This is a genomic window from Agromyces cavernae (assembly GCF_021044935.1).
GTDB classification, from domain to species: domain Bacteria; phylum Actinomycetota; class Actinomycetes; order Actinomycetales; family Microbacteriaceae; genus Agromyces; species Agromyces cavernae.
Genome location: NZ_JAJNMP010000002.1, coordinates 201290 through 227266, shown reverse-complemented (window position 1 = coordinate 227266; position 25977 = coordinate 201290). Strand labels below are relative to the sequence as shown.

Sequence of the window (25977 nt, the reverse complement as noted above, 5' to 3'; positions counted from 1 at the left end):
AGGTCTCATCGTGATCGTCAGGAGCAGGGGAACCAGTCGGCGGCCCGATCGGCCGCCTCGCGGTGTCGCACGAAACGCCGCCGCACGTCGGCGATGGCGTCGGCGAGCGGGAAGATCTCCCGCCGTACGAACTGCGACGCATCGGTCGCGGAGACCGGATGCCACCACACCCCGTCCGCGGTGATCGTGACCTCCGGGATGAGGGATTCGACCGTGAGCTCGATACCGTCGTGAGCTGCACCCTGGTGAGCGACCGCGCGGATCACCTGGTTTTCGGGGCGGATGCCGAGCGTTCCGAGGAACGCCTTGAACGGGGCGACCTCGTGCGTCTGCTCGGCCGGGAGCGTGGCCGCGACCTTCACGTCGAAGCCCTCGTCGAGCGCCAGCCCGATGCCGGCGACCGCGCGCTCCCATGAGTGAGGTCCGCGGTGCGCGTCGTGCTGCTCGGGTGTCGCGGAGTCGAGGCTGATCTGCAGGGTGAGTCGCTCGCGGTCCATCCGGCGGAGCCGCTCGAGACGAGCTCCACGGAAGAGCATGCCGTTCGTCAGCAGCGTCGTCGGCAGGTGTGCGGTGCAGGAGGCGACGAGTTCGTCGATGTCGGGCAAGAGGAAGGGCTCGCCGCCCGTGAGGATCAGCTGACGTACGCCGGCCGGTTCCGCCTCCTCGGCAAGCCGTGCGACGCGGTCGGCGCCCAGCGCCCGGCGGTCGGCCTGAGGTGAGGAACTCACGCAGCAGTAGTCGCAGTGCAGGTTGCAATCGAAGTTCGTGTACATCCAGAGTCGAGTGCCCGGGACCTGGTCGGGGTGGAGACCGGCAAGGGTGTCGGGGCTGCGACCGTGGCGTACGACGACCGCGTCGTGCCGCGACTCGACGAGTGCGTTGCCGCTCGCCCGGCACCAGGTCGCGATCATGTCGATGTTATCGGCGATCTCCCCGGCATCGGCAGTGCCTGACATGACGTCGAGCGTGACGGTCGACCCGGCTGGTATGCGACCGAGCCGATCGATGAGATCGAGCACGAGGCCGTGGTTCACCATCGGTCGGGAATTCCTTGTTCTGCGACGGCGGCGATGAGGCTGCCGTAACCGTCGAGGTTCGGCGGCACCCAGCGGCGGAGCCCCTCCAACTCGAGGATGGCGCGATGATCCGGGTTCTCCCAGTCCATCGCGAACAGGTCTGCGAGCCATGCCTCGGCCCACTCAGTCGACAGCGCCGGCAGAGCGGTGAAGGTGCAGTGACTGTACTCGGGCGACATCCAGAACGACTCGATCGCACCGGTCATGATCTCGCCTCGGGTGATGGCCTGCCAGGTGTTGACGCCGATGGCGGCGGCATCCGCCCGGTCGTCGAGCACCGCGCGCAGGGCGTCGAGCTCGCTGCGACCGGTGTCGCCGTGCTTGCCGACGTCGCTGTCGATGCGCATGAGCGTGACGTCGTCGTCGCCGATGCCGGCCTCGTGCAGGTACTGCAAGGGAAGGATCGCCGCCTGCGCGGAGTCCCGTGAACCGAGCGCCAGGCGGCGCCCCCGCACCGCCTCGAGCCCGTCGAACCCGGTGCCGGCGCGCGACACGAACACGCTCTGGAAGACGACGTCCGTGTCACGCGACGCAAGCGCCCGGCAGGCGCCTTTCGTCTGGAGGAGCGTGCGCACGTAGGCGAGGTTCGTGTTCCACGCCAGGTCGACCGTTCCCCCGATGAGCGCGTCGACGAGCCGGCCGTAGTTCGAGAACAGCACGAAGTCGATCGGGGTGTCCGTGCCGGTGAAATAGGCGCGCATGCCCTCCCATACGGTCACGACGTTCGGGGAATACGCGACCGATCCGATCAGGCGCGGGACGGTCGAGGCGGGGATCACGGCGCCACTCCAGAGCCGGCCATCGTTGCCGGTGCGGTTTCGGCCGGTGGGTCGAAGAGCGGCCGGCCGGTGATCGCCCGGCCGTAGAACTCGTAGAGCGCGTCTGCGGTCGGCGCCATCACGTGGCCGGCACGAGCATCGCGGAAGTACCGGTCGAGCTGCAGGTGCTGTGAGAACGCCGCGCCGCCGCATACGCGCATGGCCGCGTCGGTGATGCGCAGCGCGGTGTCGTTCGCAGCGGCCTTGCTGCCCAGCACGAACAGCGGCGTGTCGTCTGCGGTCTCGGCCACGCGGCTCGCCGCCCTGTCGAGGTATGCAGATGCGGTCGCGAGGTCGATCGACATCTTGGCGAGCTGGGCGCGGATCGTGGGCAGCGCCGACAGGCTCTGATCGAGATGCTCGAACCGCGCACCTGCGGTGTGCCGGATGGCGGCATCCACGGCAGCGCGGCTCAGCCCGAGCGAGACTGCGGAGTTGCCGAGGTTGAACCAGGGCAGCACCACGCCGAGCATGAGGTCGGTACCCGCTCGGCTGTCTCCGAGTCTCAGATGCACGGGGAGCTTGACATCGAAGGTCATCGGGCTCGAGGCGTTGCCCCGCAGTCCCATCCCCGAGAACAGGGAGTCGACGGCAACGCCTGGGGTGTCGGCCGGGATCGCGTAGAGATCGACACCCGAGGCATCCGGCGTCTTCGTCGAGATGACGTACAAGTCGGCATGTCCTGCGGACGTGACCCAGCTCTTCTTCGCCGTGACGTGCAGTCCGGTGCCGTCGTCAGCGGGTTGCGAGACCGGTGCCCAGAAGTGCGAGCGGGATCCCGCCTCGGACAAGGCGAGCGACGCGAGGACTCGGCCTGATGCGAGGTCTCCGAGGAGGCCGGGGATTCCGGGTGGGGTGGCAGTCGCGAGAGGCATCGAAGCGGACACATGCATCAGGTAGATCATCGCGGTCGACCCGCACGCGCCCGCGACGGCGCTCATCACGTCGACGAAGTCCTGTGGGCCACCGCCGAGTCCGCCGTGCTCCGAAGGCAGGGTGAGACCCAGCAGGCCTGAATCGCGGAGCGCGGCCACCGCCTCGTCGGGGAACCGGCCCCGCTGGTCGACGTCGTAGGCGTGCTCGGACGCGATCACGAGCACCGGATCGAGTCGGTCGTGGAGATCCATCAGGGTCCTCCCCTTCTGTCGAGAGTCGAGGTCGTGCCCGACGGCGTGGATGCGGCGGAGCGGCGGGCGACGCCCACGGCGAGCAGACCGATGCCGAACGCACCGAGGAGCGACATCAACGACGCGTCGCCGCCGAGCAGCCGTGGTGAGAGCTGCAGCGTGGCGAGCTGCACGAGCGCGGCGATCGTGAGCCCGCCGCCTGCTATCAGGGTCAGGATGCCGCGGTGCAGCGCGCCGCCCAGGATTCCGACGACGCCGAGCACGGCGAGCACGATCGCGCCACCGAGGCCGACGTGCGCGAAGTCGATCGGCGTGGGCGCAGCCGCGCCGAACACGAACACCGACGCGACGAGGCTTCCGGTGCCCAGGGCGATCGCCGCGCGGTCGTAGCGTGCGCGTTCTTCGTACACGAGAGCTTCGCCGTTCACGAGAGCCGCACCATCGCTCGCGCCAGTGACCCGGATGATCGTGACCAGGCCGGGCGCAGCACTCCGTCGAGTCCGAACCAGCGTCCCGCCGCCGTCGCGAAGATCGCGAGGTGCGCGAGGAGCATCAGGTAGTACGACCAGTGCCACTCGTGCGGCGCGTTCAGCACGGAAACGGTGATCGCGAGCGTCTGCGCGAACCCGACCGCCGCCCAGAAGCGCGTCGCGAGGCCGATGAGCAAGAAGGCCCCCAAACCGCCCTCGACCAGGAGGATGATCCATCCGGCGACCTCGATGTGGGGCAGGACGAGCACCTCGACGAACGCCGAGTACGGCGGGAACACCGGGAACTCGACCGCTCGGCCGGCCCAGAAGAAGAGGCCGTTGTCGTCCGCCCGGCCGAAGTCGGGCGGACGCTTCCACGCCACGTTCTGGATCCACATCACTGCCACGCCGATGCGCACGGCAGCCAGTAGCCCTCGCGACAGCCCCGACGCCAGCGGGCCTGCCGGCGGATCGTGGATCGCAATCGTCATCGCCTGGCCTCTCCGGTTTTCAGTCAACGCACGGGGTGGTGGTGCGGCAATGGCGAATCATTACGAAGTGCTGACGACGGCGTGCGCGCGCCCTCTTCACCACCCGGTGAAGAGCAGGTGCTGCACGACGAGCGCGAATCCGAGCTGCCCTGCGAATCCGATGCGTCGCCAGCGTTCGGAGAGCAGCGCCGTGCCGAGCAGCATCCAGGGAACGAACGGCAGCCAGATGCGCTCGACCTCGGCCTTGCTCATCTGCGAGAGATCGGCGACGAGCACCGTGAGGGTGCCGGCGAGGGTGATCAGCACGATGACTCGTTCCCCGGTGAGCAGCATGCCCGGCCGAATGCCGCGCTGCACGGCCATCGCGACCGCCGCACCGACCATGGGCCCCGCGCTCACGGCGAGGGCACCGAGGTTGCCCCAGGCCCAGTAGGTGAACGGGCGGCGGCTCGCGACGCCGTCCCAGTACCGCTCGACGAGCACCGGGTACGCCTCCCACCATACGAAGCCGAACACCGCGAACGTGAGCACCACGGTGACGGCTGCCGCGACCACCCAGGGCAAGGGCCGCCAGTTGCGGGCGAGGAGGAGCACGGCGATGGCGAGGATGCCGAGGAGTGGGAGCCCGTACGAGAGCATGACGCAGTAGCCGAGCAGCAGCCCCGCCCCGATTCCCCACCCCGCAGTCGCACGCCACGTCGCCGCGGTCGCCGAGAATGCGAGCGCGCAGAGCCCCCACGCCGCGACCGCACCGAACATGCCGTCGGCCGAGACCGCCATCCAGATCGCCGCCGAACCCATCACGAGGAACGGCGCCGCCCGCCGCGCCAACTGCTCCGCGCCGAGCCGGCGGAGGAGAAGGAGCACCGCGACGGGCGTCGTGGCCGCCACCAGCAGGACGACCAATCCGGCGGCGAGACCGTCGCCGAGCCCGAGTCGAACGAGAACGACGAAGAAGAGCAGGGCGCCAGGCGGGTGGCCGGCGAGGTGCACGGGCCAGTTGCCGTCGGAGTCGAGCGGGATGCGCGACACGTACTCGCGCAACGTCGCGGGGAAGTCGGTGACGGCGCGCGCCGTGTCGAGGTACTCGTACTGCGTGTCGAGGATGACCCCGATCCCGTCGAGTCCGTCGACGGTCGCGAGGCTTGCGAGCCAGGCCACCCCGACGACGAAGCTCCCGGCGAGGAGTGCTCGCCACGGCGCCCGCGCGGCCGCGTCGACGCCGGAGACCGCCGCAAGCACCGCGAGTACGAGAGCCGGCAGTGTGCCGGGTCCGAGTCGAGGCATCCACTCCGCGTGCAGCGGCGGGAACGACTTGACGTGCACGCTCTGGCCGAACAGCACCGGAATGGTGATCGCGAGCACGACGAGCGCGACGGCGATCCCAAGCCCGATCCACGGCGCGGGGCTCCGCCCCGGCCGTCCGGCCGGCGTCGGGCTCGCCGGCACCGGCTCGGTGGTCATGCCCCGCCTCATGGCTCGGCTGGTGCGGCCGACGACGGCACCGCCCGCACGAACTGACGCCGCGACGCCTCCCAATGGGCGACGGCCGGCACGTTCATGACGGTTGCCCCACCGTGAGCCGGCGGAACTCGCGCGCGAACCGCGAGTCGGGTGCGGTCGCGGCGATGAGGAATGCATCGGCCACGGTGTCGAGGTCGGTGAGCACGGGCAGCGTCCCCACCGAGAGACCCGCCTCCTCGAGCCGGTGAAGCTGCCGCGCCCCCGTGTCGTCACGCGACATCGGCACCCCGCGGACGAGGTCGCCGCGCGGGTCTCGCATGCCGAGCGCCCAGAACCCGCCGTCGGCCGCTGGGCCGAACCAGCAGTCCACCTCGTGGTCGCCGCCTTGTGTGAGCGACTCGAGGGCCGCGGCGACATCGGTGGCGCCCAACTGCGGGGTGTCCATGCCGACGAGCAGGGTCGGCTCCGCAAGCAGGTCGAAGAGGTGTGCGAGACGTACGTCGAGCCCGCCGCCGACCTGCGCCAGCACCTCGAACCCTGAGCTGAGTGCAGCGGCCGGCACGTGCGATCCGTCGAAGTAGAGCACCCGCCGCGAGGCCGGCAGCGACGCGACGGTCGCGAAGGTGTCGTGGAGGCTTGCTTGCGCGAGCCGCGCGGCCTCAGCCGGCGAGAACGGCGGACTCAGGCGCGTCTTCACCCGCCCCGGCAGGCACTCCTTCGCGATGACGACGACCACGGTCATCGCGACACCTCCGCGAAGACCCGCGACATGTCGGCGACCGCCGTGACCGTGCCCCGCAGGGTGCCCGTGACCTTCGATCGGCCCGCTCGCGGCGCATAGGAGACGTCGACCTCGCGAATCGACCATCCGGCGGCCGCGGCGCGCAGCACCATCTCGAGCGGGTACCCGCTGCGCCGGTCGCGGAGACCCAGCGCCCGCAGGTCAGCGGTGCGCGCAACCCTGAGCGGGCCGAGGTCATACATCCGGGTGCCGGTTCGTTGCGACATCCGGGCGGCGAGGACCCGGTTCGCCACACGGGCGTGCAGCGGCCACGCGTCGCGCGTCGTCGGCCGGCGCCTCCCGAGCACGAGATCGGCACCGCCATGCTCGAGGAGCGTCACGAGGCGCGGGAGATCGGCGGGATCGAGCGACGCGTCGGCGTCGCAGAACGCGACGATCGGGGCATCCGCCGCTTCGAGGCCCGCATGGGCGGCCGCGCCGAAGCCGCGCCGCGCCTCGGTGACGACGAGCGCGCCGAACTCCCCCGCGATCTCCGCCGAACGATCGGTGCAGCCGTTGTCGACGACGATAGCCCGGACTCCGACCGGCAGCCGGCCGAGCACCCACGGCAATGCCCGTTCCTCATCGAGGCACGGAAGCACCAGGTCGACGCGGACTACCGGCATGGTTCGACGTTAGGTCACCCCGGCGGCGCGGGGCGCCGGGCAAGTCTTACGGAACGCGAACGGATGCCCCGGGTCAGGAGCCGCGCCGACGAAGCGGTCGTAGTCTGTGAACGTGTCCGCCGCTGCTCCATCTTCGACCGGCAACGAAGACCTCGTCGGCCGGCGAGTGCTGCTCGTCGACGACGACCCGACGGTCGCCGAGGTCGCGTCGAGTTACCTGCGCGCCGGCGGCTTCGTCGTCGAGGAGGCCGGTGACGGTTTCGCGGCTCTGCAGGCCGCGGAGCGTTTCGCGCCGGATCTCATCGTGCTCGACCGGATGTTGCCCGGCATCGACGGCCTCGAGGTGTTCCGGCGGCTGCGCGAACGCATGTCGACCCCGGTCATCCTGCTGACGGCCCTCGGCTCAGAGGATGAGCGCATCGCGGGCCTCGAGGCGGGTGCAGACGACTATCTCGCGAAGCCGTTCTCCCCGCGCGAGCTCGTGCTGCGCGTGCAGTCGGTGCTGCGCCGCTCGATCGGAGAGTTCACACCCGAGTCCGTGCTCGAGTACGGCGAGTTCCGCCTCGACCCGTCCGCTCGCATTGCGGCCCGGGCGGGCGTCGAGCTGTCGCTCACGGTCCGTGAGTTCGACCTGTTCGAATTCCTCCTCAAGCACCCGAACCAGGTCTTCAGCCGCGAGGACCTGCTGCGAACGGTCTGGGGTTGGACATACGGCGACCTCTCAACCGTCACGGTGCACGTGCGCCGGCTGCGGGAGAAGATCGAACGCGACCCACGCTCGCCGACCATGCTGACGACCGTCTGGGGCGTCGGCTACCGATTCACGATGGATGGTGTTCCGAATGCCGTGGTCTGATCTTGTCGCGGTCGCCTCGATCACGCTCGGCACCACCGCGATCGTCGGCGGGCTCGGTGTCGTCGCGCTGCTGCTGCTGCGGCGTGCATCGCTCATCGTGCAGGTCTGCGTGCTCGTGCTCGCCGCGATCGCGTCGGTCGTCGCGAGCATGGTCGGCGTCGCCAACGCGATGTACCTCTCCGAACACGACCTCACGGTCGCGGTGGCCGTCGCGGCCATCTCGGGCGTCGTGTCGCTCGTGCTCGTCGCCGTGCTCGGCTGGCTCGTCGCGCGCAACTCACGTGCGCTGTCGCTCGCGGCGCGGCGGATCGGCGCGGGCGAGCGTCTCGAGTCGGCCGGCCGGTACTCGAACAGCGAGCTCAATGCCCTCGCCGACGAACTCGTCGCGACGAGCGCGAAGCTCGCCGAGTCCCGCGAGCGCGAGCAGCGCATCGAGAGCTCCCGCCGCGAGCTCGTCGCGTGGATCTCGCACGACCTGCGCACCCCGCTCGCCGGCATCCGGGCGATGGCCGAGGCCCTCGAGGACGGCATCGCGCCAGACCCCGCCCGGTACCACCGCCAGATGCGCATCCGAGTCGACCAGCTCTCGAGCATGGTCGACGACCTCTTCGAGCTGTCGAAGATCGACTCCGACGCGCTGCACCTCTCGCTCAAGGAGGTGTCGCTCTACGACGTCGTGAGCGACACGGTCGCCGACCTGCGACCCGCGTCCCGCGGTCGCGACATCCGCGTCGAGGCACCGCTCGCGCAGGACCTCATCGTGACGGCCGACCCCCGGGAGCTCTCCCGCGCGATCGGGAACCTGCTCATGAACGCGATCCAGCACACGCCCGAGGGCTCGCCGATCACGGTCGCCGTCGACCTCGTCGAGGACCGGGCGATGGTGTCGGTGATCGACGCGGGCGGCGGAATCGACGAGGACGACCTCGACCGCGTGTTCGAGCCGGCGTGGCGCGGGTCGAAGGCCCGCACGCCGTCGATGCGCGAGGGCTCCTCGAGCGGCGCCGGGCTCGGCCTCGCGATCGTCAAGGGCATCATGAGCGCGCACCGCGGCGAGGTCGCGGTGCGCAACGTACCCGGCGGATGCCGCTTCGACCTGCTGCTCCCACGCGATGCGTCGCTCAGCGCCTGAGGCGTCGGCCGGTGCCGCGACGGTCAGCGAGCGGTGGCGAACTCGCGGAGCCCGTCCTCGAGGGGCACCGCTGCCTGCCAGCCGAGTTCCGCGCGGGCACGTGCGGAGGACGCGGTGATGTGCCGCACGTCGCCGAGGCGGTACTCGCCGGTGACGACTGGCGCCGGCCCGCGCATGACCCGCGCGAGGCCTTCGGCGACCTCGCCGACCGTGGTGACCGTGCCGGATCCAACGTTGAAGGCACGCACGGTGCCGGGTGCCTGCGCGGGCAGCCAATCGATCGCCGCGAGGTTCGCGCTCGCGACATCCGTGACGTGCACGAAGTCGCGCCGCTGCCGGCCGTCTTCGAAGACGCGCGGCCCCTCGCCCCGCTCGATCGCCGAGCGGAACAGGGCTGCAACCCCGGCATACGGGGTGTTGCGCGGCATACCGGGGCCGTAGACGTTGTGGTAGCGCAGCATCGCCGCCGTTCCGGCGGCCGTGCGGGCCCACGTCGCCGCGAGGTGCTCCTGCGCGAGCTTCGTGAGCGCGTAGATGTTGCGGGGGTCGAGCGCGTCGTCCTCGTCGATGAGGTCGGGCGTGAGCGGTTCGCCGGAGTCGGGGTCGCGCGGCTCGAACCGGCCGGCGTCGAGGTCGCGTGAAGCGCGGGCGGCCGGTCGGCGACGGCGTCCGATCGCGTCGCGATACGCGCCCTCGCCGTACACGACCATCGATGACGCGAGCACGAGCCGAATCACGCCGGCTCGGCCCATCGCGGCGACGAGCTCCGCAGTACCGGTGACGTTCGTCGAGGCGTAGTCGGGTGCGTCCGAGAGATCGACGCCGAGGCCGACCTTCGCGGCCTGGTGGCAGACGATCTCGACGCCCCGCAGCGCCCGGTCGAGCGTGTCGGGATCACGGATGTCGCCGCGCAGGAACTGGACACCGTCGATCGGCTTCGGTTCCACGCGGTGCACGTCGTCGCGCAGCGAATCGAGAACCCGCACGTCGTGGCCGCGCGCCACTGCGAGCTTCACGATCGTTCCGCCGATGAACCCGGCGCCGCCCGTGACGAGCAGGGTCATCGCGCCACCCGCAGCGCTCGGAGCGCCGCGACCGCCTCGTCATCCATGAGTGGCCGCGGCATGTACCGGCTCGGCACAGCCGCGACGATGCCCTCGATCGCCGCCACGATGCGCGGCTTCACCGCGGCGAGCCGGCGGAAGACGAGCTCGGCGGTGACCGCGTCGGGATCGCCGGCGGAGGTGCCGCTGTCGGTGTCTGTGACGATGCACATCGTGACGGTGCCGATCCCGATCTCGGCGGCGAGCGCGACTTCTGGGCACAGCGACATGTTCACGAGGTCGATGCCCGACTCGCGGAAGATGCGCGACTCGGCCGCGGTCGAGAACCTCGGCCCTTGGATCACGGCGACGGTCGCCCGCGGCGCGGCATCCGGCAGTACATCGATCGCGAGCGATCGCAGCACCGGGCAGAACGGCTCGGCGAACGGCAGATGCCGCACGAGTCCGCCGTCGAAGAACGTGTCGGCCCGCCCGGCCGTGCGGTCGACGAGCTGGTCGGCGAGCGCGAACGACTCGGTCGGAAACCCCGGCCTGAGCGACCCGACGGCGGCTGTCGAGACCACTGCGCGCACACCCAGGCTCGCGAGCGCCCACAGGTTGGCGCGTGCGTTGATGAGATGGGGCGCGATCGTGTGGCCTGCGCCGTGCCGGGGCAGGAACGCGACGCGCCGTCCGGCGAGCTCGCCCACGGTGACGATCACCGAACCGAATGGCGTCGGAATGTCGCGCATCTCGCCGCCGACGACGAGCTCGCCCACGCCGGTGCCGCCGATCACGCCCACGATGTCCACCATCACTCCACCATGCCGCGCTCGGGTCGCGCGCCGGGCGGGAGATCCTTACGATCCCATGACGGGCGCTGCCTCCGGTTCGTGAGGGGTTCCCGACGTCAGCAATCCGTAATCTCTCGCATCACCCGGCCCTCGGCGCCCTGGTTAGCGTGGGTGTGAGCGGGGCGGATCCCCGCAGATCGGACGAGGCACGATGCACGCACGCAGAAGGGGCGCGGCCGCGCTGCTCGCATCCGCACTCGCACTCACCGGGTGTGCGACCCAACCGACGGATGCCGCGCCCCCCGGTTCGAGCGATCGGATCAGCACTCCGAGCGCGACCCCGGAGATCCCGACACCACGCGCGGACGCGGAGGCCGGTTCATCCGTCGCGCCGCTCGCGCCCTCGGAGGGCGCCTATCTCGATTACACCGATGGGGCGATCGAGTCCACCGCCGGGCCGAAGGTTCTGTTCTTCCACGCGACCTGGTGTCCGAAGTGCCGCCAGCTCGACGAGGAGCTCCGCACCCAGGGCGCGCCCGACGGCCTCACGGTGTTCAAGGTCGACTACGACAACCGCACCGACCTGCGCCAGAAGTACGGCGTGACACTGCAGACCACCGTCGTGTTCGTCGACGACCGGGGAGAGCTGATCTCGCGCACCGTGCTCTACGACGACCCGTCGATCGCGTCGCTCGTCGCGGCGATCCCGTGAACCTGACGCGCCGCAACTCGACCGCCGATACCGACCGAAGCGCCACGCGCCCATGACTCCCTCCCTCGTACTGAGCCTCGCCGCGGGCGTCCTGACCGTCGCGGCACCGTGCGTGTTGCCGCTCCTGCCCGTCATCGTGGGCGGTGCGATCGTGGGGGGCGGCGACGAGCGCCGGGCACGCCGGCGGCCGTACGTCATCGCCGCGTCCCTCGCGGTGAGCGTGGTGGCCTTCACCCTGCTGCTCAAGGCCACCACTGCGCTGCTCGGTGTGCCGCCGCAGGTGTGGCAACTCGTGTCGGGCGGCATCATCATCCTGCTCGGCGTGGACCTGCTCTTCCCCGCGTTATGGGATCGCCTCTCGACAGCGCTCCGGCTGCAGGCACGCAGCGGCGAGTTCCTCGACCGTTCGGTGTCGCGGCAGAGCACGATGGGTGACATCCTCACCGGCGCAGCCCTCGGGCCCGTGTTCTCGAGCTGCAGCCCCACCTACGCGCTCATCATCGCCGCAGTGCTGCCCGTCTCATTCGCCGAAGGAGTGATCTACGTCATCGCGTACGCGGTCGGGCTCGCCGCGATGCTGCTCCTCATCGCCCTGCTCGGCCGCGGCCTCGTGCGCCGCCTCGGCTGGCTCGCGAACCCCGGCGGCTGGTTCCGCAAGGTGATCGGCGCCATCTTCGTGGTCGTCGGCCTGGCCGTCATCACCGGGTTCGACAAGCAGCTGCAGACGTGGATCCTCGACGCGGGGCTCTACGACCCGATCGCCGGCCTCGAGGAGTTGATCGGCGGAGGGTGAGAGCTTCCTCTTCGCGACGGTCTTCACCAACTCCCCGGTCGCGGACCAAGTCACCGACCGGGTCGGACAATCCATTCGGGTCAGCCGATCTGGCTACCGTCATCGGGCTCGATACCGCCGCGCCGGCGCGCACGAATGCCATCCTGTGAGCGTCACCCTGTCGACAGTTTCATCAGCTCCGCCTCCGCGTTGCGGCGGATCTGGTCAAGCGTTCGGCGCGCCTGCTCCTGATCGGCGTCGTCGATTCCGGCAACCACGCGCGACGTGGCCCGGGCGACGGCGGAGCGCGCGGCTTCCAGCTCCCGCGTGCCGTCGTCTGTCAGCACGCCGGCGCCGGTGAGCAGACCGTCCCTTTCGAGGCGCTCCGCGACGTCATCGACAACTGACTGCGGGACCTTCAATGCCTTGGCGGTAGCGGGTCGCCAGTCGCCGCTCTGGGCGCGACTGACGGCGTTCAGTACGACCCAGGCGACATACCCATCGATCCGGGTCGTCGACAGGGTGGCGGTCAAGAGCGCGCGGAGCGCGTTTTCGGTAGGACCGATGACAGTGGGAAGAGATCTGGTGGGCACGAGTTCCTCCTTGTAATCTTGGTGTTACCAACACACTATGTTGTTGGTGGTACCAACGAAAGGCTTTTGGGTGAAGAATGCGATGGAGCCGCTCCCAACGTGGATACTGAGTTCTGCTGCAGCTCGATCACATCAGCGACTGCACCACGCCTTGGCTGCCGAGGGATTCACCGGCTACCAGTACCGATGCATTGCCGCACTCGCCGCGATCGCGGAGTCGCTGAGCCAGTCCGACCTCGCTCGGGCAACGGCGCTCGATCGTGGTGACGTCACCAACACCGTGCGTTCGCTCGAGGAGCGTGGCCTCGTGTTGCGCGCCAAGGACCCGAGCCACGGCCGTAGAATCTTGGTCTCGCTCACCTCCACCGGCCACGAGGCGTCTCACCGGCTGGCCGAGGTGATGACGAACATCCAACACGATGTCTTCGGACGTCTGACCGACGACGAAGTCGCGACGCTTGTCACACTGCTGAGCCGTGTCGGATGAAGACACAGCGAGTGATCTCTGCTGATCCTGACGCTGGTCGGGACGTCTGCGGACGGCGACGAGCAATGCCTGGGGCAAACGCCGGTTAGCCGGTACGCCAACGTGGGCGTCCGAGACCCAGGTCGGACAGTGTCGCGACCCGCGGTGGATGTGCGGCGCGGGTCATCCGCCGATGCTTGGCACATGACATCGAAACCGCTCGGCACCCTCGCACTCGTGATCGGAGTGTCGACGCTCGCCATCGTCGCCTCGTCAACGGCTCTCCTGATCGGCACGACCGAAGCGTACGCACTCATCTTCCCGCCGCGCTGGGTCACGTTCATCGCCGCGGGCCTCCTGCTCGCGTCGGTCAACGCGTCGCATTCCATGCGCGGCACCCGAACCGCGACCATTCTCGGCTGGGCCGCAGCGGTGTTCTTCTTCGGCGCGTCAGGCGGTGCGATCCTCGACGGATTCCGGGCGTTCTTCTTGGTGACGGGCATTCCGGCGGGAGATTTCGCGACCGTCGACTGGCCGGGGGCGATCGCACGTGGCGTGAATCTGCTCGCCGCGGTCGCCACTGTCGCCTGGACCTGGCGGTTGCGGGCGGGGAGGACGCAGGTCGCTTCCGGCCACTCCACGCGGGCGGGGACGGCGCTGGTCTGGTTGGCTGTCGCATTCACCCTCCCTTATCCGCTGCTGAAGCTCTGGTTGTGGATGCAGGATGTCTCGAGCCACACGCCCGGCGCCCACGCGCCGTTCCCCGCACTGGAACTGCTCGCCTTCGGCGCAGCCCTGGTCCTGGTGCTGCTGCTCGCCTCGTCACGGAAGCCCGTGGTGCCTGGGTGGCTGCTCATCGTGGGCGGGTGGCTCGGGTCGGCTGCCCTGCTCAGCATGGGATTCCTCATGGTCTTCGGGCTGATCGCTCAGATGACGGGCGTCTCGACCGGCTCCGTCGAGTTCGCGAACGGCGAAGCGACGTTGATGGTGTTGTGCGTCTACGGCACATGGCTCATGCTCGGAGTGGCAGTGCTCGCCGCGACGCTCCGCTTCATGGACGGGCATCCGTCGCTCCGCGGTCAGGCAGCGACACGAACCGAGGGGGCGACCGCGAGATGAGGGCTTCATGACCACGACACCGACTCGCGCCGACCTGCTTATCGCCGCTGCCGCCGCGCTCACGCTGCTCCCCCTCACTGCGGTTGTCGCGTTCACGTCGCTCACCGGCCTCGCCGCATGGGTCGTGATGGCACTCGCGCTCGTCGCACACTTGGCGTTGCCCTGGCGCCGCTCCCGACCGTTGACCGTGCTGGTCGTCGTCGCGGCCGCGGTCGGTGGCCAAGTCGCTGTGACGGGCCTGTTCTTCGTGCTGCCCTCGACACTCGTGTTCCCGATCGCGCTCTACTCCGCGGCGGCGTACGGCGTCGCGACGGGCGCAAACTGGCCGGCCATCGCGGTCGGGCTCGTCGGTGCAGCCATCGCGGCCGGTCGCTACGCCGCGGATGCGAGCGTCATCGGGTCGGGATTCGGGCCGTCGCCGTGGTTGCTGTTCCTCCTCTTCGCGGCCGTCGTGACGTGCTCGTGGACGATGGGACGCCTGCGACGCGCCCAGGTGCACGCAACCCGCGTCGCGGAGGAGCGCGCGGAGGGCGAACGGCGCGAAAGGGAGCAGCGCGAGGCGCTCGCCGCATTCGAGGAGCGCGCCCGGGTCTCGCGCGACATGCACGACATCCTCGCCCATTCGCTGGCCGTCATCATCGGGCAGGCGAGGGTGGCTCGTTTCAACGAGTCGCGGCGAGCGCCCGCACTCACGACGATCGAGGAGACCGCGCGCAATTCACTTCACGAGATCAGGGTCATGCTCCGACTGCTTCGCGACGATGCCACACCGCGCCCGCAACCGACGCTCGCGGAGCTCCCCGCGCTGATCGAGCAGGTGCGCGCACTCGGCGCCGACGTCACGTACACGACGGAGGGCACGCCGAGGCCGCTCGGAGTTCCCGCGCAGGTGTCCGTCTACCGCTTCGTGCAGGAGGCGTTGACCAACGTGACGAAGCATGCGCACGCCGGTGCTGCCATCGACCTCTCGATGCGGTGGAGCGATGACGACCTGGCCGTGACCGTGGCGAACGATCGTGTGCTCGGGCGCCCGCAGGCCGAGACCATCGGGCCCGGAATGGGATTACGGGGCATGAGCGAACGACTGCGCGCGGTCGACGGCACGTTGACGGCCGAGTACACCGGCCACGATGGGTTCACCATCACCGCGAGAACACCCCTGCACTCCGGGCACGCCGGATGATCCGCGTCCTGGCCGTCGACGACCAGGCACTGGTGCGCGCGGGCGCCGTGGCGAGCGTCGACGCACAGCCCGACATGGAGGTCGTCGGCGAGGCCGCGACCGGCGCAGACGCCGTGCGCGAAGCGAGCCGGACCAGACCCGATGTCGTGCTGATGGACATCCGGATGCCCCAGCTCGACGGCATCGACGCCACCCACCGGATCCTCGAACGTCACGCCGACACCCGAGTGCTCGTGCTGACGACGTTCGACGCCGACGAGTACGTCTTCGCGGCGTTGCGCGCCGGGGCATCCGGATTCCTCCTGAAGGACGCCTCCGTCGATGAGCTCGCCACCGCGATCCGCACCGTGCACCGCGGCGACGCGGTGCTCTCCCCGTCGACCACGAGCCGTCTCATCGAGCTGATGCTCCCGGTCCTGCCCGACCCCGGCCGACGCGTCGCCGCCGAGGCGGCACTCACCGAACGCGAACTCGAGGTCGCGAGGCTCGTGGCACGGGGGCTCGGCAACGCGGAGATCGCGTCTGCCGTCTTCCTGGCCGAGGCTACGGTGAAGACCCACGTCGGCCGCATCCTCGCCAAACTGCACCTCCGCGACCGAGTTCAGATCGTCATCTGGGCATACCGGAACGGACTCGCTCCCTGATCTCGTCGACTGAGCGCGGGCTGCGGTGGTCGGCGCTGCCGACGCGGCCGCCGACCATCTCTCTACCGACGGTCCGACGGGTAGCCTGAGCCGGCGTACCGCACGTCGTAGGTGCGTGCGGTTCCGTCCGGCGCGGTGGCGGTCACCTCGACGGTGAACGCTGGGAGTCGGCGCAGATGGGTATCGATCGTGTAGTCCTTGCTCGTGCCGGCCGCGAGTTCTCCGATGCGAATGGCGCCATATGGGGTCGTCACGCTGAGAGCGACCGGAGTCTCGCCGCTGTTCTGCGCCGTGATCGTCAGCACCTGCGATCCTCGGACCTTGTTGCCGGTGACGCTGAGGGAAACGTCGATCGCCGCCTCTGCGGTGTCCAAGGTGACATAGGGCACCACGACCGGTCCTAGAGTCCAGTCCATCACCGTTGACTGCGGGGCGTCGCCCGAGATGATGTCGATGGCGTTTGAATCGGTGGCGTCGGTGTCCTTGGCCTCGCCGACGTCCGTCCAGTCTCCGGCGCCGCCACCGAGCCGGTATTGGCCGACGAAGCTCGGGCAGCCATCGCCTTGCCAGCAGGCGGCGCTGTAGACGGGTCGGACGTTGCCGATGCCTTCGCCGTCTTCCGCATCGCTGTACATCGAGACCTGGTACCCGGCCTGTTGCAGATCGATCCCTGAGAGTGCGCTGGCGGGGATGGAGCTGACGATCATTCCGGAAGGGATCACCTGCAGTTGCGCGTCTGCGGCGCGAGTGAGGTCGGCGGTGTACACGCCGCTACCGAATCGGGAGCTGTCGTATCGACCGTCGGCGACGATCGCGTACTTCCAGGGGCCGTTGACCGACGTGTTCGTTCCGGGCAGGAGGGGGCTGGTGGTGCGCGCGCTTCGGTCGCTGAGGTAGATGTTGACTCGCTGGGTGCTCATGCCGTTTCCGCCCCAGGGGTTGTTGATGACCCCGGCAGTGGAGGTGAGGAAGCGGACGGTCTCCCCGTCGCGGTAGACCTCGAGGCCGGTGAGGTCGAGGCTGCCCGGGTTGAACGCGCCATCGGTCGGGTAGACGTAGCTTCCCGGACCATCGTCGTCGCCCACTGGGTCCGACACGGCGCCGATCTTCGTGCCGAACGCGTAGAGGGTCCTGCGTTCGACGGCCATCACACCGGTTGATGCCGTTGCGGTGACGACGATGCGGTTGGAGATCGCGGGGAGCGTGGCCGGCGCGTCGAAGCGGCCCTCAACGACGGGGACCGTCGTCTTGGTGCCGTTGACTGACACGGTCACGTTCGGCGCATCAGTGGTACCGGTCACGTGGATCTCGCGCGCGGTGGAGGTGGAGCCGTCGGCGAGGTTCTCAAGGTGCAGGGTGGGCGCCTGCCCGGTGGGCTCGTCGTCGCTCCAGACGTTCCAGCTGTCCCAAGTGTCGCCGTCGAAGTTCAACCGGCCCAGCTCGTCGGAGGCCCAGTTGTCGCCGGCTCGGAGGATCGCGGTTCCGCCGACGGTGTAGTTGTGCAGGGAGATGCCGTTGTGCTCGGTCATCTCGTTCCCGATGGTGACCTTGGTGCCAGAGGTGTCCGTGTAGCGCTTGAGGAGGCTGGCCTGAGCGTCCATGTCGAGCTCGTTCCATGCTTCGATTTCGAGGCCGTCGATGTCGATGTTCTCGGTGTCCGAGAGGGCGAAGACGCGGATGGCGCAGTTCGTCATCCCTTCGACCCTCGTATCGACGAAACGCATGTTCTTCACCGTCGTGCTCGGATCCGCGCGGTCGTTCGCGCCCATGTCCTGCCAGTGCGATGACGAGTTGAAGATGCAGGTGTTGTACTTGACGTCCTTCCAGTACATGCGGTTATGGATGATGTCTGTGTTGGTGACGCTGACGCCGTCGATGTTGCGCGGGGTCCATCCCCATTGGATGACGGGGCCGTTCTCGTTCTTCCAGATCACGGTGTTCTCGATGGTGACGTCGCTGTGGTACATCTTGAGCACGTCGTCGTTGGCGTGGAAGAACGTGTTCTTCATGGTGCTACCGCTGTAGAGCTCGATGCCGTCGGTCTGCCAGTACCAACTGCCGACCTGCTTGTAGTTCTCCACGTCCATGTGGAAGCGGTCAACGCTCACCTCCGTGGTGCCTTCATGCGCGTAGACGACGAAGGAATGGTACGGAGGCTCGTTGATCGTGATGCCCTGGAGGTCGAGGATCTGCTCCGCGTCGGAGGATTCGAACTGGAGCATCTTCACGCAGGTCACGTGGCAGTTGTCATTGACGTTGTGCTGGTACCCGTTGGTGGTGTCCGCCTCGTAGACGTACTGCTCGCCCGAGAGCACTCCCAGACCGGTGACCTTGTACCGGCTCTGAGTGTCGTGGAAGAACCGGAAGGCGCCTTTCACGTAAGCGCCGGGTGCGAGGTACACCCATCTGACGTTCTCGGGGAGGACCGCGTGATGGTCGGAACCCATGTAGTAGGTGCCGGGGGCGAAGTAGATGATCTCTTCGGTGATGTCGCTGAGGTTGTTGACCAGGCCCGGCTGCGGGCGGTGGATGGTTCCGGACTGCTCGGTGGGGATGAGCCGTTCGGTCTCGGCCTCGACGGGCTTCGGGTTGGCGAAGATGAGCATGGAGTTCTTGGGTTCCGTGTGGATGGCACGGTTGCCCTCTGCCTCGGTGGTGAGCTGTCCGCTGCCGCCGGCGAGGTTGCTGTATGTGGTGTGCTGTTGCGGATCGAACTCGACGGAGAATCGGTACCCGTCGGGGCTGTATGGCACCTTGACGCGAACCGTCGTGGGGTCGACGAGCTTGGTTTCAAGGCCGAGGTCGGTCGGCCGGATCGTGACCTGGTCGACCGAGCTGATTTCCTGCCCGGTCTTCATGCTGACGTCGACCCACACGTCCGTGGCGTATTCGAAGCTCGACCAACTCATGCTGAGGCCGGCGGATGCGGCGTATTCGGCGCCGTCTTCTTCGGTGTAGCCGGCTTTGCCCTTTCCGCCGCGGGGCAGGCTCATGTAGCTGAACGAGTCGTAGCTGATGTCGGGTGCGGTGGTGGTCGCGACGTTGACATCGTAGAAGGCCGAACGTCGGACCGCGTCGTCGGCGACGGCGGCGCTGGGGTCGGCCACGCTGTTCTCGTGCCACCACGTGGTCAGCTCGGCCGTCGTCGCGGTGGAGATCTCTGCTACTGACGGCGCGGCCTCGGCGATGAGGTGATCCTCCTCTGCGCTCGCGGGAACGACTGCGCTGGAGGTGGCGACCAGGATGGTGGCGGTCGCGAGGGTGATCGTTCTGGCTACATGTCGCAGCACTGCTCTGGGCATTGCGGCTCCTCTCGTTCGTGAGGGCGGTGCCCTCAAGACAGCCCGCGTCGGGCCATACACTTCGTTGTGTCGATGCCAGCAGCGTCCAGCCGGAGCCGGCGCTCGCTCAGCCGGAGCCGGCGATGGCTCAGCCGGTGATCCGCTTGAGGACGATCACCTCCCACGGCAGCATGAGCAGCGGGAGTCGGCGGTCGCCGACGTTGTTGGCGAGGATCGTCTCGGCGCTGCCCCAGGCGGTGACCAGGGCGGCGTCCAGCGGCGCGGAATCATTGGAGCAGTTCGCCACGACCAGCAGGGCGGTGTCCTCGTTCGTCCGGGTGTACGCGAAGAGCTGCGGATGCTCCGGGAGCAGCAGATCGAATGCTCCGTCGATCACGACCGGCTCGGTGTGGCGCAGATTGATGAGCCCGCGATACCAGGCGAAGACGGACCGGTTCCCGTCGCGCTGAGCTGCGGCGTTGATGTCCGCGTGGTTCGGGTTCACGGGGATCCACGGTTCGCCCGCGGTGAATCCGGCGTTCGGGTCGCTGCTCCACTGCATCGGGGTTCGCGCGTTGTCACGGCCTCCGCGAGCGATGCCGGCGAGCACCTCGGCAGCTTGGGCGCGACCGCCGGCGACGGTCGCCTCCCGGTAGTAGTTCAGGCTCTCGATGTCCCGGAACTGATCAATGGACGAGAACGGCATGTTCGTCATGCCGAGCTCTTCGCCTTGGTAGACGTACGGCGTGCCTCGCATCAGGTGCAGCACCGTGGCGAGGGCGGTCGCGGACTCGTACCAGTAGTCGGTGTCGTTGCCGAAGCGAGACACCACGCGGGGCTGATCGTGGTTGTTCCAGTAGAGGCTGTTCCAGCCGACGTCGGCGAGCTCACGCTGCCACCGGGCGAAGGACTGTTTGAGCTCGACGAGCTGGAGGGGCTTCGGGGCGAACTTTCCGCCCGGCCCGTGGTCGAGACCGACGTGCTCGAAGTGGAAGATCATGTTGAGCTCGTGCCGCGTCGAGTCGGTGTACAGCCGGGCCTTCTCCGGGGTCGCGTCGATCATCTCGCCGACAGTCATCAGCTCGGCGTCACGCCCGGCGAACACCTCGCGGTGCATCTCTTGGAGGTAGTCGTGGACTCGCGGCCCGGAGCCGTAGAAGTCGATGCCGTCGGCATACGAAGCGCCCTCGTTGACCCTCCCGTCCGGAAGGTCGGGGTGCTTCGAGATGAAGCTGATGACATCCATCCGGAAGCCGTCGACGCCTCGATCGAGCCACCAGTTCATCATCTGGTAGATCGCGGAACGCACGTCCGGGTTCTCCCAGTTCAGGTCGGGTTGCTTGCTGGAGAACAAGTGGAGGTAGTACTGCCCGCTCGTCTCGTCGAGGGTCCAGGTCGGCCCGGAGAAGAACGAGCCCCAGTTGTTGGGTTCGGCGCCGTCGCGAGGGTCGCGCCAGATGTACCAGTCCCGCTTGGGGTTGTCTCGACTCGAGGCTGACTGGCGGAACCAGCCGTGCTCGTCGGAAGTGTGGTTGACGACGAGGTCCATGACGAGTTTCATTCCGCGGGCGTGCAGCCCGACGATGAGCTCGTCGAGGTCCTCGAGGGTCCCGAAGCTCGGGTCGACGGCGTAGTAGTCGCTGATGTCGTACCCGTTGTCATCGTGTGGTGAGGCGTACACCGGTGAGAGCCAGACGACATCGATTCCGAGGTCTTCGAGGTGGTCGAGATGTTCGATGATGCCGGGGATGTCGCCGATTCCGTCGCCGTTGGAGTCGGCGAAGCTGCGGGGGTAGACCTGGTAGACGACGGCGGCTTTCCACCACTCGTCGCCGGCGCGGAGGCTGGCGTGTCTGGTCGCAGGCTGGAGGGTGGTCACTTGATGGCTCCTAGGTTCACGCCGCGCATGAGCGTGCGCTGGAAGATGAGGAAGAACACGATGGCGGGCAGGATGCCTGCCAGCGACGCGGCGGCGAGGGCCGTGGGATCGCTGGTGTACTGCCCGCTGAGCGCGCCGAGTGCGACCGAGACGGTCTGGTTGCCGGCCGATGGGAGCATCACGAGCGGGAGGAAGAAGTCGTTCCACGTCCAGATGAAGAAGAACGTGATCAGCACCGCGAGTGTCGGCCGGGTCAGCGGGAACACGATGAGGCGGAGGGTTTGGAACCGGGTGGCGCCGTCGAGTCTGGCCGCTTCGAGCACTTCGAGCGGGAACGCCCCGAGCACTGAGGAGAGCATGTAGGTTCCGAACGCGGACTGCAGTACCGCGAGGATGATGATCACGCCGGCCAGGGTGTCGTAGAGGTACAGGTCGCGGGAGAGGACGAACAGGGGGTAGACCAGCGCCTCCTGCGGGATCGTGAACGCCACCATGAACACGGCGAGGACCCACACCCGCCCACGGATGCGTCCGATGCCGATCGCGAACGCGCTGAGAAGACTCAGCGCGGCGGCGAGGATCGCGACGCTGCCACTGACGATGAGGCTGTTCAGGAGTTTCTGGTTGAAGTTGACGCCGTTCCAGAAATCGACGAGCGCGGTGAAGTCGAGTTGGGTGGGGATCGAGATCGGTCCGTCGGCGATGTAGTCGGCTGGCGGTTTGAAGGCGTTCACGATTGCGACCCAGAACGGGAAGAGCATCAGGAGCGCGGCGACCACCAGAAGTGCGAGGACTGCCCAGCCGCTGACGCCGCGGTGTGCGCGTGCGTTTCGGCGGCGTCCGCTCGGCGCGGGTCGGACCGTCTGAGCGGGGATCACTTCCTCGCGCACTGCGGTGTCGATGGTCATTTCTCGAACCCTTCGGTGTTGCGGGTCTGGTAGCGCAGGAGCGCGACGGCGATGACGGTCACGAGCACCGCGAGGACGGTCGCGATCGCTGCGCCGTACCCGACGCGGTTGGTGGTGAAGAAGTTCGTGAAGGAGAAGTAGGCCGGCACGATGGTGGCAGTGCCAGGCCCGCCGCCGGTGAGCACGAAGATCGGCGCGAAGACCTTCAGAGCGGCGACGGAGGTGGTGATCAGGACCACGGCGATCTCGGGCCGCAGCTGGTTCAGCGTGATCGCGCGGAAGCGCTGGAACCATCCGGCGCCGTCGATCTCCGCTGCCTCGTGGAGCGCCGGGTCGACGCGTGAGAGCCCGGCCATGAAGATGACGACGGTGTACCCGATCCGGAGCCAGATGAGCACGTTCATGACCGCGTAGATGGCGAAGTCTGAGTCGCCGAGCCAGTTCTGTGCGAGATCGCCCATCCCGACGTTGCGGAGGATGGTGTTGATGATGCCGTACTGGGGCTGGTACATCCAGCTCCAGAGCACGCCGGCCACAGCGATCGGGAGGATCTGCGGCAGGTAGAACGTTGCGCGGAGGAATGAGGCGATCCGTGTGCCGAATCGGGGCGAGATGTAGTCGAACAGGACCGCGGCGATGAAGACGCCGAACGCGGTTGGGATGATCGCCATGGCGACGATGAACGCTGCGCTGTGCAGGAATGACGCCCAGAATGTCTGGTCCACGAACAGCCGTGCGTAGTTCTCCAGGCCGATGAACTGCGGGATGCCCACGCCGCTCCACCGGGTGAGGCTGTACCAGATGTTCATCGCGAATGGGAGCAGGACGATGGCGATGAAGCCGACCGCTCCCGGGACGATGTACCAGTAATACCCGCCGGGGCGTTCCCCGCGGTTGGGCCGTGCGTTGGGGCGTTGGACACTGAGTTGGGTCATGGTGTTCTTTCGTGGTCACAGGGCGGCGGCGCGCCGCCGCCGCCCTGCGGTCGGGGATCAGAACCCGGCGTCGGCCTTGCCCTGGTCGTAGGCGGTCTTGAGGTTCTCGACCGCTTGGGTGGGGGTGGTGTTGCCCTGGACGAGGTCGGTGACGTTCTGGACGAGGATGTCGTTCAGTCCGGCAACCGGCCAGTCCGGGTACCAGGCGAGGCCACCGTCAGTGCTCTCGAGAAGCTCGTCGAATCGGGTGATGGTGAGCTCTCCGATGTCGGTCGTGACGGCGTCGGTATCTGCGGCCACGGGAACGCCGCCGAGGTCGCCGAGTTCGTTCTGCACCTCGGGGCGCAGCGTGGTCTCGATGAAGTCGTAGGCCAGGTCCTTGTTCTTCGCCTTCTCGGGGACGACCCAGAGGTTGCCGCCCGAGCCGGGGTGCAGGTCGTTGCCGGGGAAGAGGAACTGGTCGTAGGCGACGTCGCTGATGTCGTTGACGAAGCTGCCCGCCCACCAGGTGCCGGAGTAGAACAGCGGGTATTGCCCGGCGACGAACGCGTTGCCGGCGTCCTGTGCCGGGATCCCCGTGGAGTCGGCGGCGATGTACCCCTTCGCGACCCAGTCGGCCATCCGGGTGGCTGCGTCTTCCCACGCCTGCCAGTCCACGTCACCGGTGAACTGCTGGTACGCGGCGAGCGACTCGTCGTTCATCTCGGCGAGGGCGAGCGCGTACAGCAGGTGCGGGCCGGGGTAGTCGGCCGAGCCGAGCGCGAGCGGGGTGATCCCGTTGTCGACGAAGGTCTGCATGACCGACTCGAGCTCCTCGAGAGTGGTCGGCGCCTCGAGTCCGTGCTGGGCGAACGCATCCGCGTTGTACCAGACGGAGACGTACTCGCCGTAGTTGGTCACGCCATAGCGGTTGCCCGAACCCATCAGGCCGTTCTCGTAGAGACCGACATCCTGGGCGGTGTTCTCCAGATCCCAGCCGCGCTCCTCAGCGACATCCGTGAGATCGGTGAGCAGGCCCGCGTTCGAGACGACGCCTGCGGTGGCGTTGCCCTTCAGGTACTCGAGCACGTCCGGGGCTTCATTGGAGTCCAAGATGAGCTGACCGGACTGCTGCATCTGCTCGTAGGTCTTGAGCTCGAACTCGACGGTGACGCCGGGGTGCTCCGCTTCGAAGATCTCGATTGCCGTATTCCAAGCAGTCGAGAGGGCGCTGTCGTCGTTCTCCCACCACCAGACCTTCAGGGTCTGATTGTCGGATGTCCCGCTGGTGGTGCATCCGGCGAAGCTGAGGGTTGCAGCAGCGGCGAGAGCCGCGGTGGCGAGAAGCCGGCGACGCGCTGCGCTGTGATTGCGTGCTGACACGTGAACTCCATTGGTCGGGATATGGCCACCCGGTGATCGGGCTGGATTATGTTTACGGCAGAACTATTACGGCGTCAAGTTCTGACATTACGAATGATTTCGCCTTGGATTTGATGCGCAGTGCACCTAATGACCGGATAGAGTTGACCTCGATGGCCGCTACACCTGCTTGGACGGACCGCCTCGACGCATCGTTGCCCGTGGCGATCGAAGTGCTGCGCCATGGACCGATCTCGCGTGCCGAGCTCGCACGACGCATGCAGATGTCGGCCGGCTCCCTGAGCCGCCTGACCGCCCCGCTGATCGAGCAAGGACTCATCGTCGACATCGGCGAGCACAACGACGGCCGCGTCGGTCGCCCGACCCGACTCCTGGATATCGAGCCGACCTCAAGGCTCTTCGTCGGAATCAAGCTCCGCGAGGACGAAGCAGTCGGCGCACTCACTGATTTGAGGGGGCGAGTACTCGATCAACTGACAGTGCCCCTGCCGGGCCGAACCCCCGACGAGGTCGTGGGCACCCTGGTCGAGCTGATCGACCTGCTCCGGGACGGATTTGCGGTCGGCGGAGTCGGCATCGGTCTCGGAGGCCGCGTCCACAACCGCAGCCACGTCATGTCAGCTCGCTTTCTCGGCTGGTCCGACGTACCGCTCGCCGAGCTCGTCACCGAGCGGACCGGATTCCCGACGCACGTCGACAACGACGTGATCGCCTTCACCGAGTACGAACGCTGGTTCGGCGCAGGTCGCAATGATGACCGCTTCGCCGTGATCACGCTCGGGATCGGTACCGGTTTCGGCCTCGTCGCCAACGGCGGACTCATCGTCGACGAGGACTACGGACTCGGACTCGTCGGACACTGGCCACTCGATCCCACGGGACCACTGTGCGAGGAAGGCCACCGCGGGTGCGCCGCCAGTCTGCTCAACTCGGACTCGATCGCGAGGCGCGCTTCGATCGCAGTCGGCCGAGAGCTCTCCTTCGACGACGTCCTCGACGCCGCCGAGAACGGCCAACCCGCAGCCATCCAGATCGTCCGAGAAGCCGGCCGCGGCCTCGGCATCCTGACCGCCGCGATCTGCAACCTGACACTCCCCCAGCACCTGATCATCGGGGGCGAGGGAGTGCGACTGGCAGTACTCGCGCAAGTCGACATGACGCAAAGCCTCAGTGAGCACCGCAACCCGCTCGCGCGCACCCCACCGATCATCTACACCGACGGCGACAACGCGGAATGGTGCCGCGGCGCCGCAGCCTTGGCGATCCAGTCCTTCGTACTCGGCGCGACAGGCGCGAGCAGAGCATCCGGCACCGGTCGGATGAGGACTGCGTAAGCGCCTCAGGATACGGACAGCAGCTATCCGCATGAGATGGCGGTTCCCGCGCGCTACTGCGGCGTCGTGGTCGAAATGTACATTAGTAGACACATCGTCTACACTTACCCA

The 25977-nt window shown here is 68.0% G+C and carries 25 protein-coding genes; 9 read left to right on the top strand and 16 right to left on the bottom strand.

Features of this window, described 5'->3' with window-relative positions:
• Window positions 1-17: 17 nt before the first annotated feature.
• From LQ757_RS07140 to LQ757_RS07105, 8 genes are all read right to left on the bottom strand, one after another.
• Window positions 18-1037, bottom strand: a complete 1020-nt coding sequence (locus LQ757_RS07140) for an Rv1681 family radical SAM protein (RefSeq protein WP_231046536.1) — start codon at window positions 1035-1037, stop codon at window positions 18-20.
• The gene (locus LQ757_RS07135) at window positions 1031-1855 is read right to left on the bottom strand and encodes an Rv1680 family SBP-like protein (RefSeq protein ID WP_231046535.1); all 825 of its coding nucleotides are present in this window, start codon (window positions 1853-1855) and stop codon (window positions 1031-1033) included. The genes LQ757_RS07140 and LQ757_RS07135 overlap by 7 nt, the downstream gene beginning before the upstream one ends.
• The gene (fadE16, locus tag LQ757_RS07130) at window positions 1852-3021 is read right to left on the bottom strand and encodes an Rv1679 family acyl-CoA dehydrogenase (RefSeq protein WP_231046534.1); all 1170 of its coding nucleotides are present in this window, start codon (window positions 3019-3021) and stop codon (window positions 1852-1854) included. Before fadE16 ends, LQ757_RS07135 begins: the two co-directional genes overlap by 4 nt.
• Complete coding sequence (locus LQ757_RS07125) at window positions 3021-3449, bottom strand: Rv1678 family membrane protein (protein ID WP_231046533.1); 429 nt, start codon at window positions 3447-3449, stop codon at window positions 3021-3023. The genes fadE16 and LQ757_RS07125 overlap by 1 nt, the downstream gene beginning before the upstream one ends.
• Window positions 3446-3982 carry a TQO small subunit DoxD gene (locus LQ757_RS07120; RefSeq protein WP_231046532.1) on the bottom strand — a complete coding sequence of 179 codons (537 nt, stop codon included), beginning with the start codon at window positions 3980-3982 and terminating at the stop codon, window positions 3446-3448. Before LQ757_RS07120 ends, LQ757_RS07125 begins: the two co-directional genes overlap by 4 nt.
• 96 nt (window positions 3983-4078) lie before the next feature.
• Window positions 4079-5446: a hypothetical protein gene (locus LQ757_RS07115; RefSeq protein WP_231046531.1), complete on the bottom strand. Its 1368-nt coding sequence runs from the start codon at window positions 5444-5446 to the stop codon at window positions 4079-4081.
• Between the two features lie 94 nt (window positions 5447-5540).
• Window positions 5541-6188: a TIGR04282 family arsenosugar biosynthesis glycosyltransferase gene (locus tag LQ757_RS07110; protein WP_231046530.1), complete on the bottom strand. Its 648-nt coding sequence runs from the start codon at window positions 6186-6188 to the stop codon at window positions 5541-5543.
• Window positions 6185-6853 (bottom strand): glycosyltransferase family 2 protein, encoded by a 669-nt coding sequence (locus tag LQ757_RS07105; RefSeq protein ID WP_231046529.1) that lies wholly within the window; start codon window positions 6851-6853, stop codon window positions 6185-6187. The genes LQ757_RS07110 and LQ757_RS07105 overlap by 4 nt, the downstream gene beginning before the upstream one ends.
• Window positions 6854-6959: 106 nt before the next feature.
• Here LQ757_RS07105 and LQ757_RS07100 point away from each other — a divergent pair, with 106 nt between their 5' ends.
• Together LQ757_RS07100 and LQ757_RS07095 are read left to right on the top strand one after the other, a co-directional pair.
• Window positions 6960-7709, top strand: coding sequence for a response regulator transcription factor (locus LQ757_RS07100; protein WP_231046528.1), 750 nt, complete (start codon window positions 6960-6962; stop codon window positions 7707-7709).
• Window positions 7696-8841: a sensor histidine kinase gene (locus LQ757_RS07095; protein ID WP_231046527.1), complete on the top strand. Its 1146-nt coding sequence runs from the start codon at window positions 7696-7698 to the stop codon at window positions 8839-8841. The genes LQ757_RS07100 and LQ757_RS07095 overlap by 14 nt, the downstream gene beginning before the upstream one ends.
• A gap of 23 nt (window positions 8842-8864) precedes the next feature.
• Here LQ757_RS07095 and LQ757_RS07090 read toward each other — a convergent pair whose 3' ends face one another.
• Entirely contained in the window at window positions 8865-9905 is a 1041-nt protein-coding gene (locus LQ757_RS07090) for an NAD-dependent epimerase/dehydratase family protein (RefSeq protein WP_231046526.1), read from the bottom strand.
• Window positions 9902-10699, bottom strand: coding sequence for an MTAP family purine nucleoside phosphorylase (locus tag LQ757_RS07085; RefSeq protein ID WP_231046525.1), 798 nt, complete (start codon window positions 10697-10699; stop codon window positions 9902-9904). The genes LQ757_RS07090 and LQ757_RS07085 overlap by 4 nt, the downstream gene beginning before the upstream one ends.
• A gap of 190 nt (window positions 10700-10889) precedes the next feature.
• Here LQ757_RS07085 and LQ757_RS07080 point away from each other — a divergent pair, with 190 nt between their 5' ends.
• Both LQ757_RS07080 and LQ757_RS07075 read left to right on the top strand, forming a co-directional pair.
• Entirely contained in the window at window positions 10890-11390 is a 501-nt protein-coding gene (locus LQ757_RS07080) for a thioredoxin family protein (protein ID WP_231046524.1), read from the top strand.
• Window positions 11391-11442: 52 nt separating this feature from the next.
• Window positions 11443-12183 (top strand): cytochrome c biogenesis CcdA family protein, encoded by a 741-nt coding sequence (locus LQ757_RS07075; protein WP_231046523.1) that lies wholly within the window; start codon window positions 11443-11445, stop codon window positions 12181-12183.
• Between the two features lie 152 nt (window positions 12184-12335).
• On the opposite strand, the gene LQ757_RS07070 is transcribed toward LQ757_RS07075, so the two are convergent.
• On the bottom strand, window positions 12336-12755 hold the full coding sequence (locus LQ757_RS07070) for a winged helix DNA-binding protein (RefSeq protein WP_231046522.1): 420 nt from the start codon (window positions 12753-12755) through the stop codon (window positions 12336-12338).
• Window positions 12756-12792: 37 nt separating this feature from the next.
• Between LQ757_RS07070 and LQ757_RS07065 the strand changes: the two genes are divergently transcribed.
• The 4 genes from LQ757_RS07065 (at window position 12793) to LQ757_RS07050 (ending at window position 16167) form a co-directional block, all read left to right on the top strand.
• Complete coding sequence (locus tag LQ757_RS07065) at window positions 12793-13242, top strand: MarR family winged helix-turn-helix transcriptional regulator (RefSeq protein WP_231046521.1); 450 nt, start codon at window positions 12793-12795, stop codon at window positions 13240-13242.
• A gap of 183 nt (window positions 13243-13425) precedes the next feature.
• Window positions 13426-14340, top strand: a complete 915-nt coding sequence (locus LQ757_RS07060) for a hypothetical protein (protein ID WP_231046520.1) — start codon at window positions 13426-13428, stop codon at window positions 14338-14340.
• 7 nt (window positions 14341-14347) lie between these two features.
• Window positions 14348-15523 (top strand): sensor histidine kinase, encoded by a 1176-nt coding sequence (locus LQ757_RS07055; protein WP_231046519.1) that lies wholly within the window; start codon window positions 14348-14350, stop codon window positions 15521-15523.
• Window positions 15520-16167: a response regulator gene (locus LQ757_RS07050; RefSeq protein WP_231046518.1), complete on the top strand. Its 648-nt coding sequence runs from the start codon at window positions 15520-15522 to the stop codon at window positions 16165-16167. The genes LQ757_RS07055 and LQ757_RS07050 overlap by 4 nt, the downstream gene beginning before the upstream one ends.
• Before the next feature lie 62 nt (window positions 16168-16229).
• On the opposite strand, the gene LQ757_RS07045 is transcribed toward LQ757_RS07050, so the two are convergent.
• The 5 genes from LQ757_RS07045 to LQ757_RS07025 form a co-directional block, all read right to left on the bottom strand.
• A complete protein-coding gene (locus LQ757_RS07045; RefSeq protein ID WP_231046517.1) occupies window positions 16230-19469 on the bottom strand; it encodes a family 49 glycosyl hydrolase in 3240 nt (1079 codons plus the stop codon).
• Window positions 19470-19596: 127 nt separating this feature from the next.
• Window positions 19597-21327, bottom strand: a complete 1731-nt coding sequence (locus LQ757_RS07040; RefSeq protein WP_231046516.1) for a glycoside hydrolase family 13 protein — start codon at window positions 21325-21327, stop codon at window positions 19597-19599.
• Complete coding sequence (locus LQ757_RS07035; RefSeq protein WP_231046515.1) at window positions 21324-22235, bottom strand: carbohydrate ABC transporter permease; 912 nt, start codon at window positions 22233-22235, stop codon at window positions 21324-21326. Before LQ757_RS07035 ends, LQ757_RS07040 begins: the two co-directional genes overlap by 4 nt.
• Window positions 22232-23170, bottom strand: a complete 939-nt coding sequence (locus LQ757_RS07030) for a carbohydrate ABC transporter permease (protein ID WP_231046514.1) — start codon at window positions 23168-23170, stop codon at window positions 22232-22234. The genes LQ757_RS07035 and LQ757_RS07030 overlap by 4 nt, the downstream gene beginning before the upstream one ends.
• A 57-nt stretch (window positions 23171-23227) precedes the next feature.
• Complete coding sequence (locus tag LQ757_RS07025) at window positions 23228-24532, bottom strand: ABC transporter substrate-binding protein (protein ID WP_231046513.1); 1305 nt, start codon at window positions 24530-24532, stop codon at window positions 23228-23230.
• 32 nt (window positions 24533-24564) lie between these two features.
• On the opposite strand from LQ757_RS07025, the gene LQ757_RS07020 reads away from it, so the two are divergent.
• Window positions 24565-25866 (top strand): ROK family transcriptional regulator, encoded by a 1302-nt coding sequence (locus LQ757_RS07020; protein ID WP_231046512.1) that lies wholly within the window; start codon window positions 24565-24567, stop codon window positions 25864-25866.
• Window positions 25867-25977: the final 111 nt, after the last annotated feature.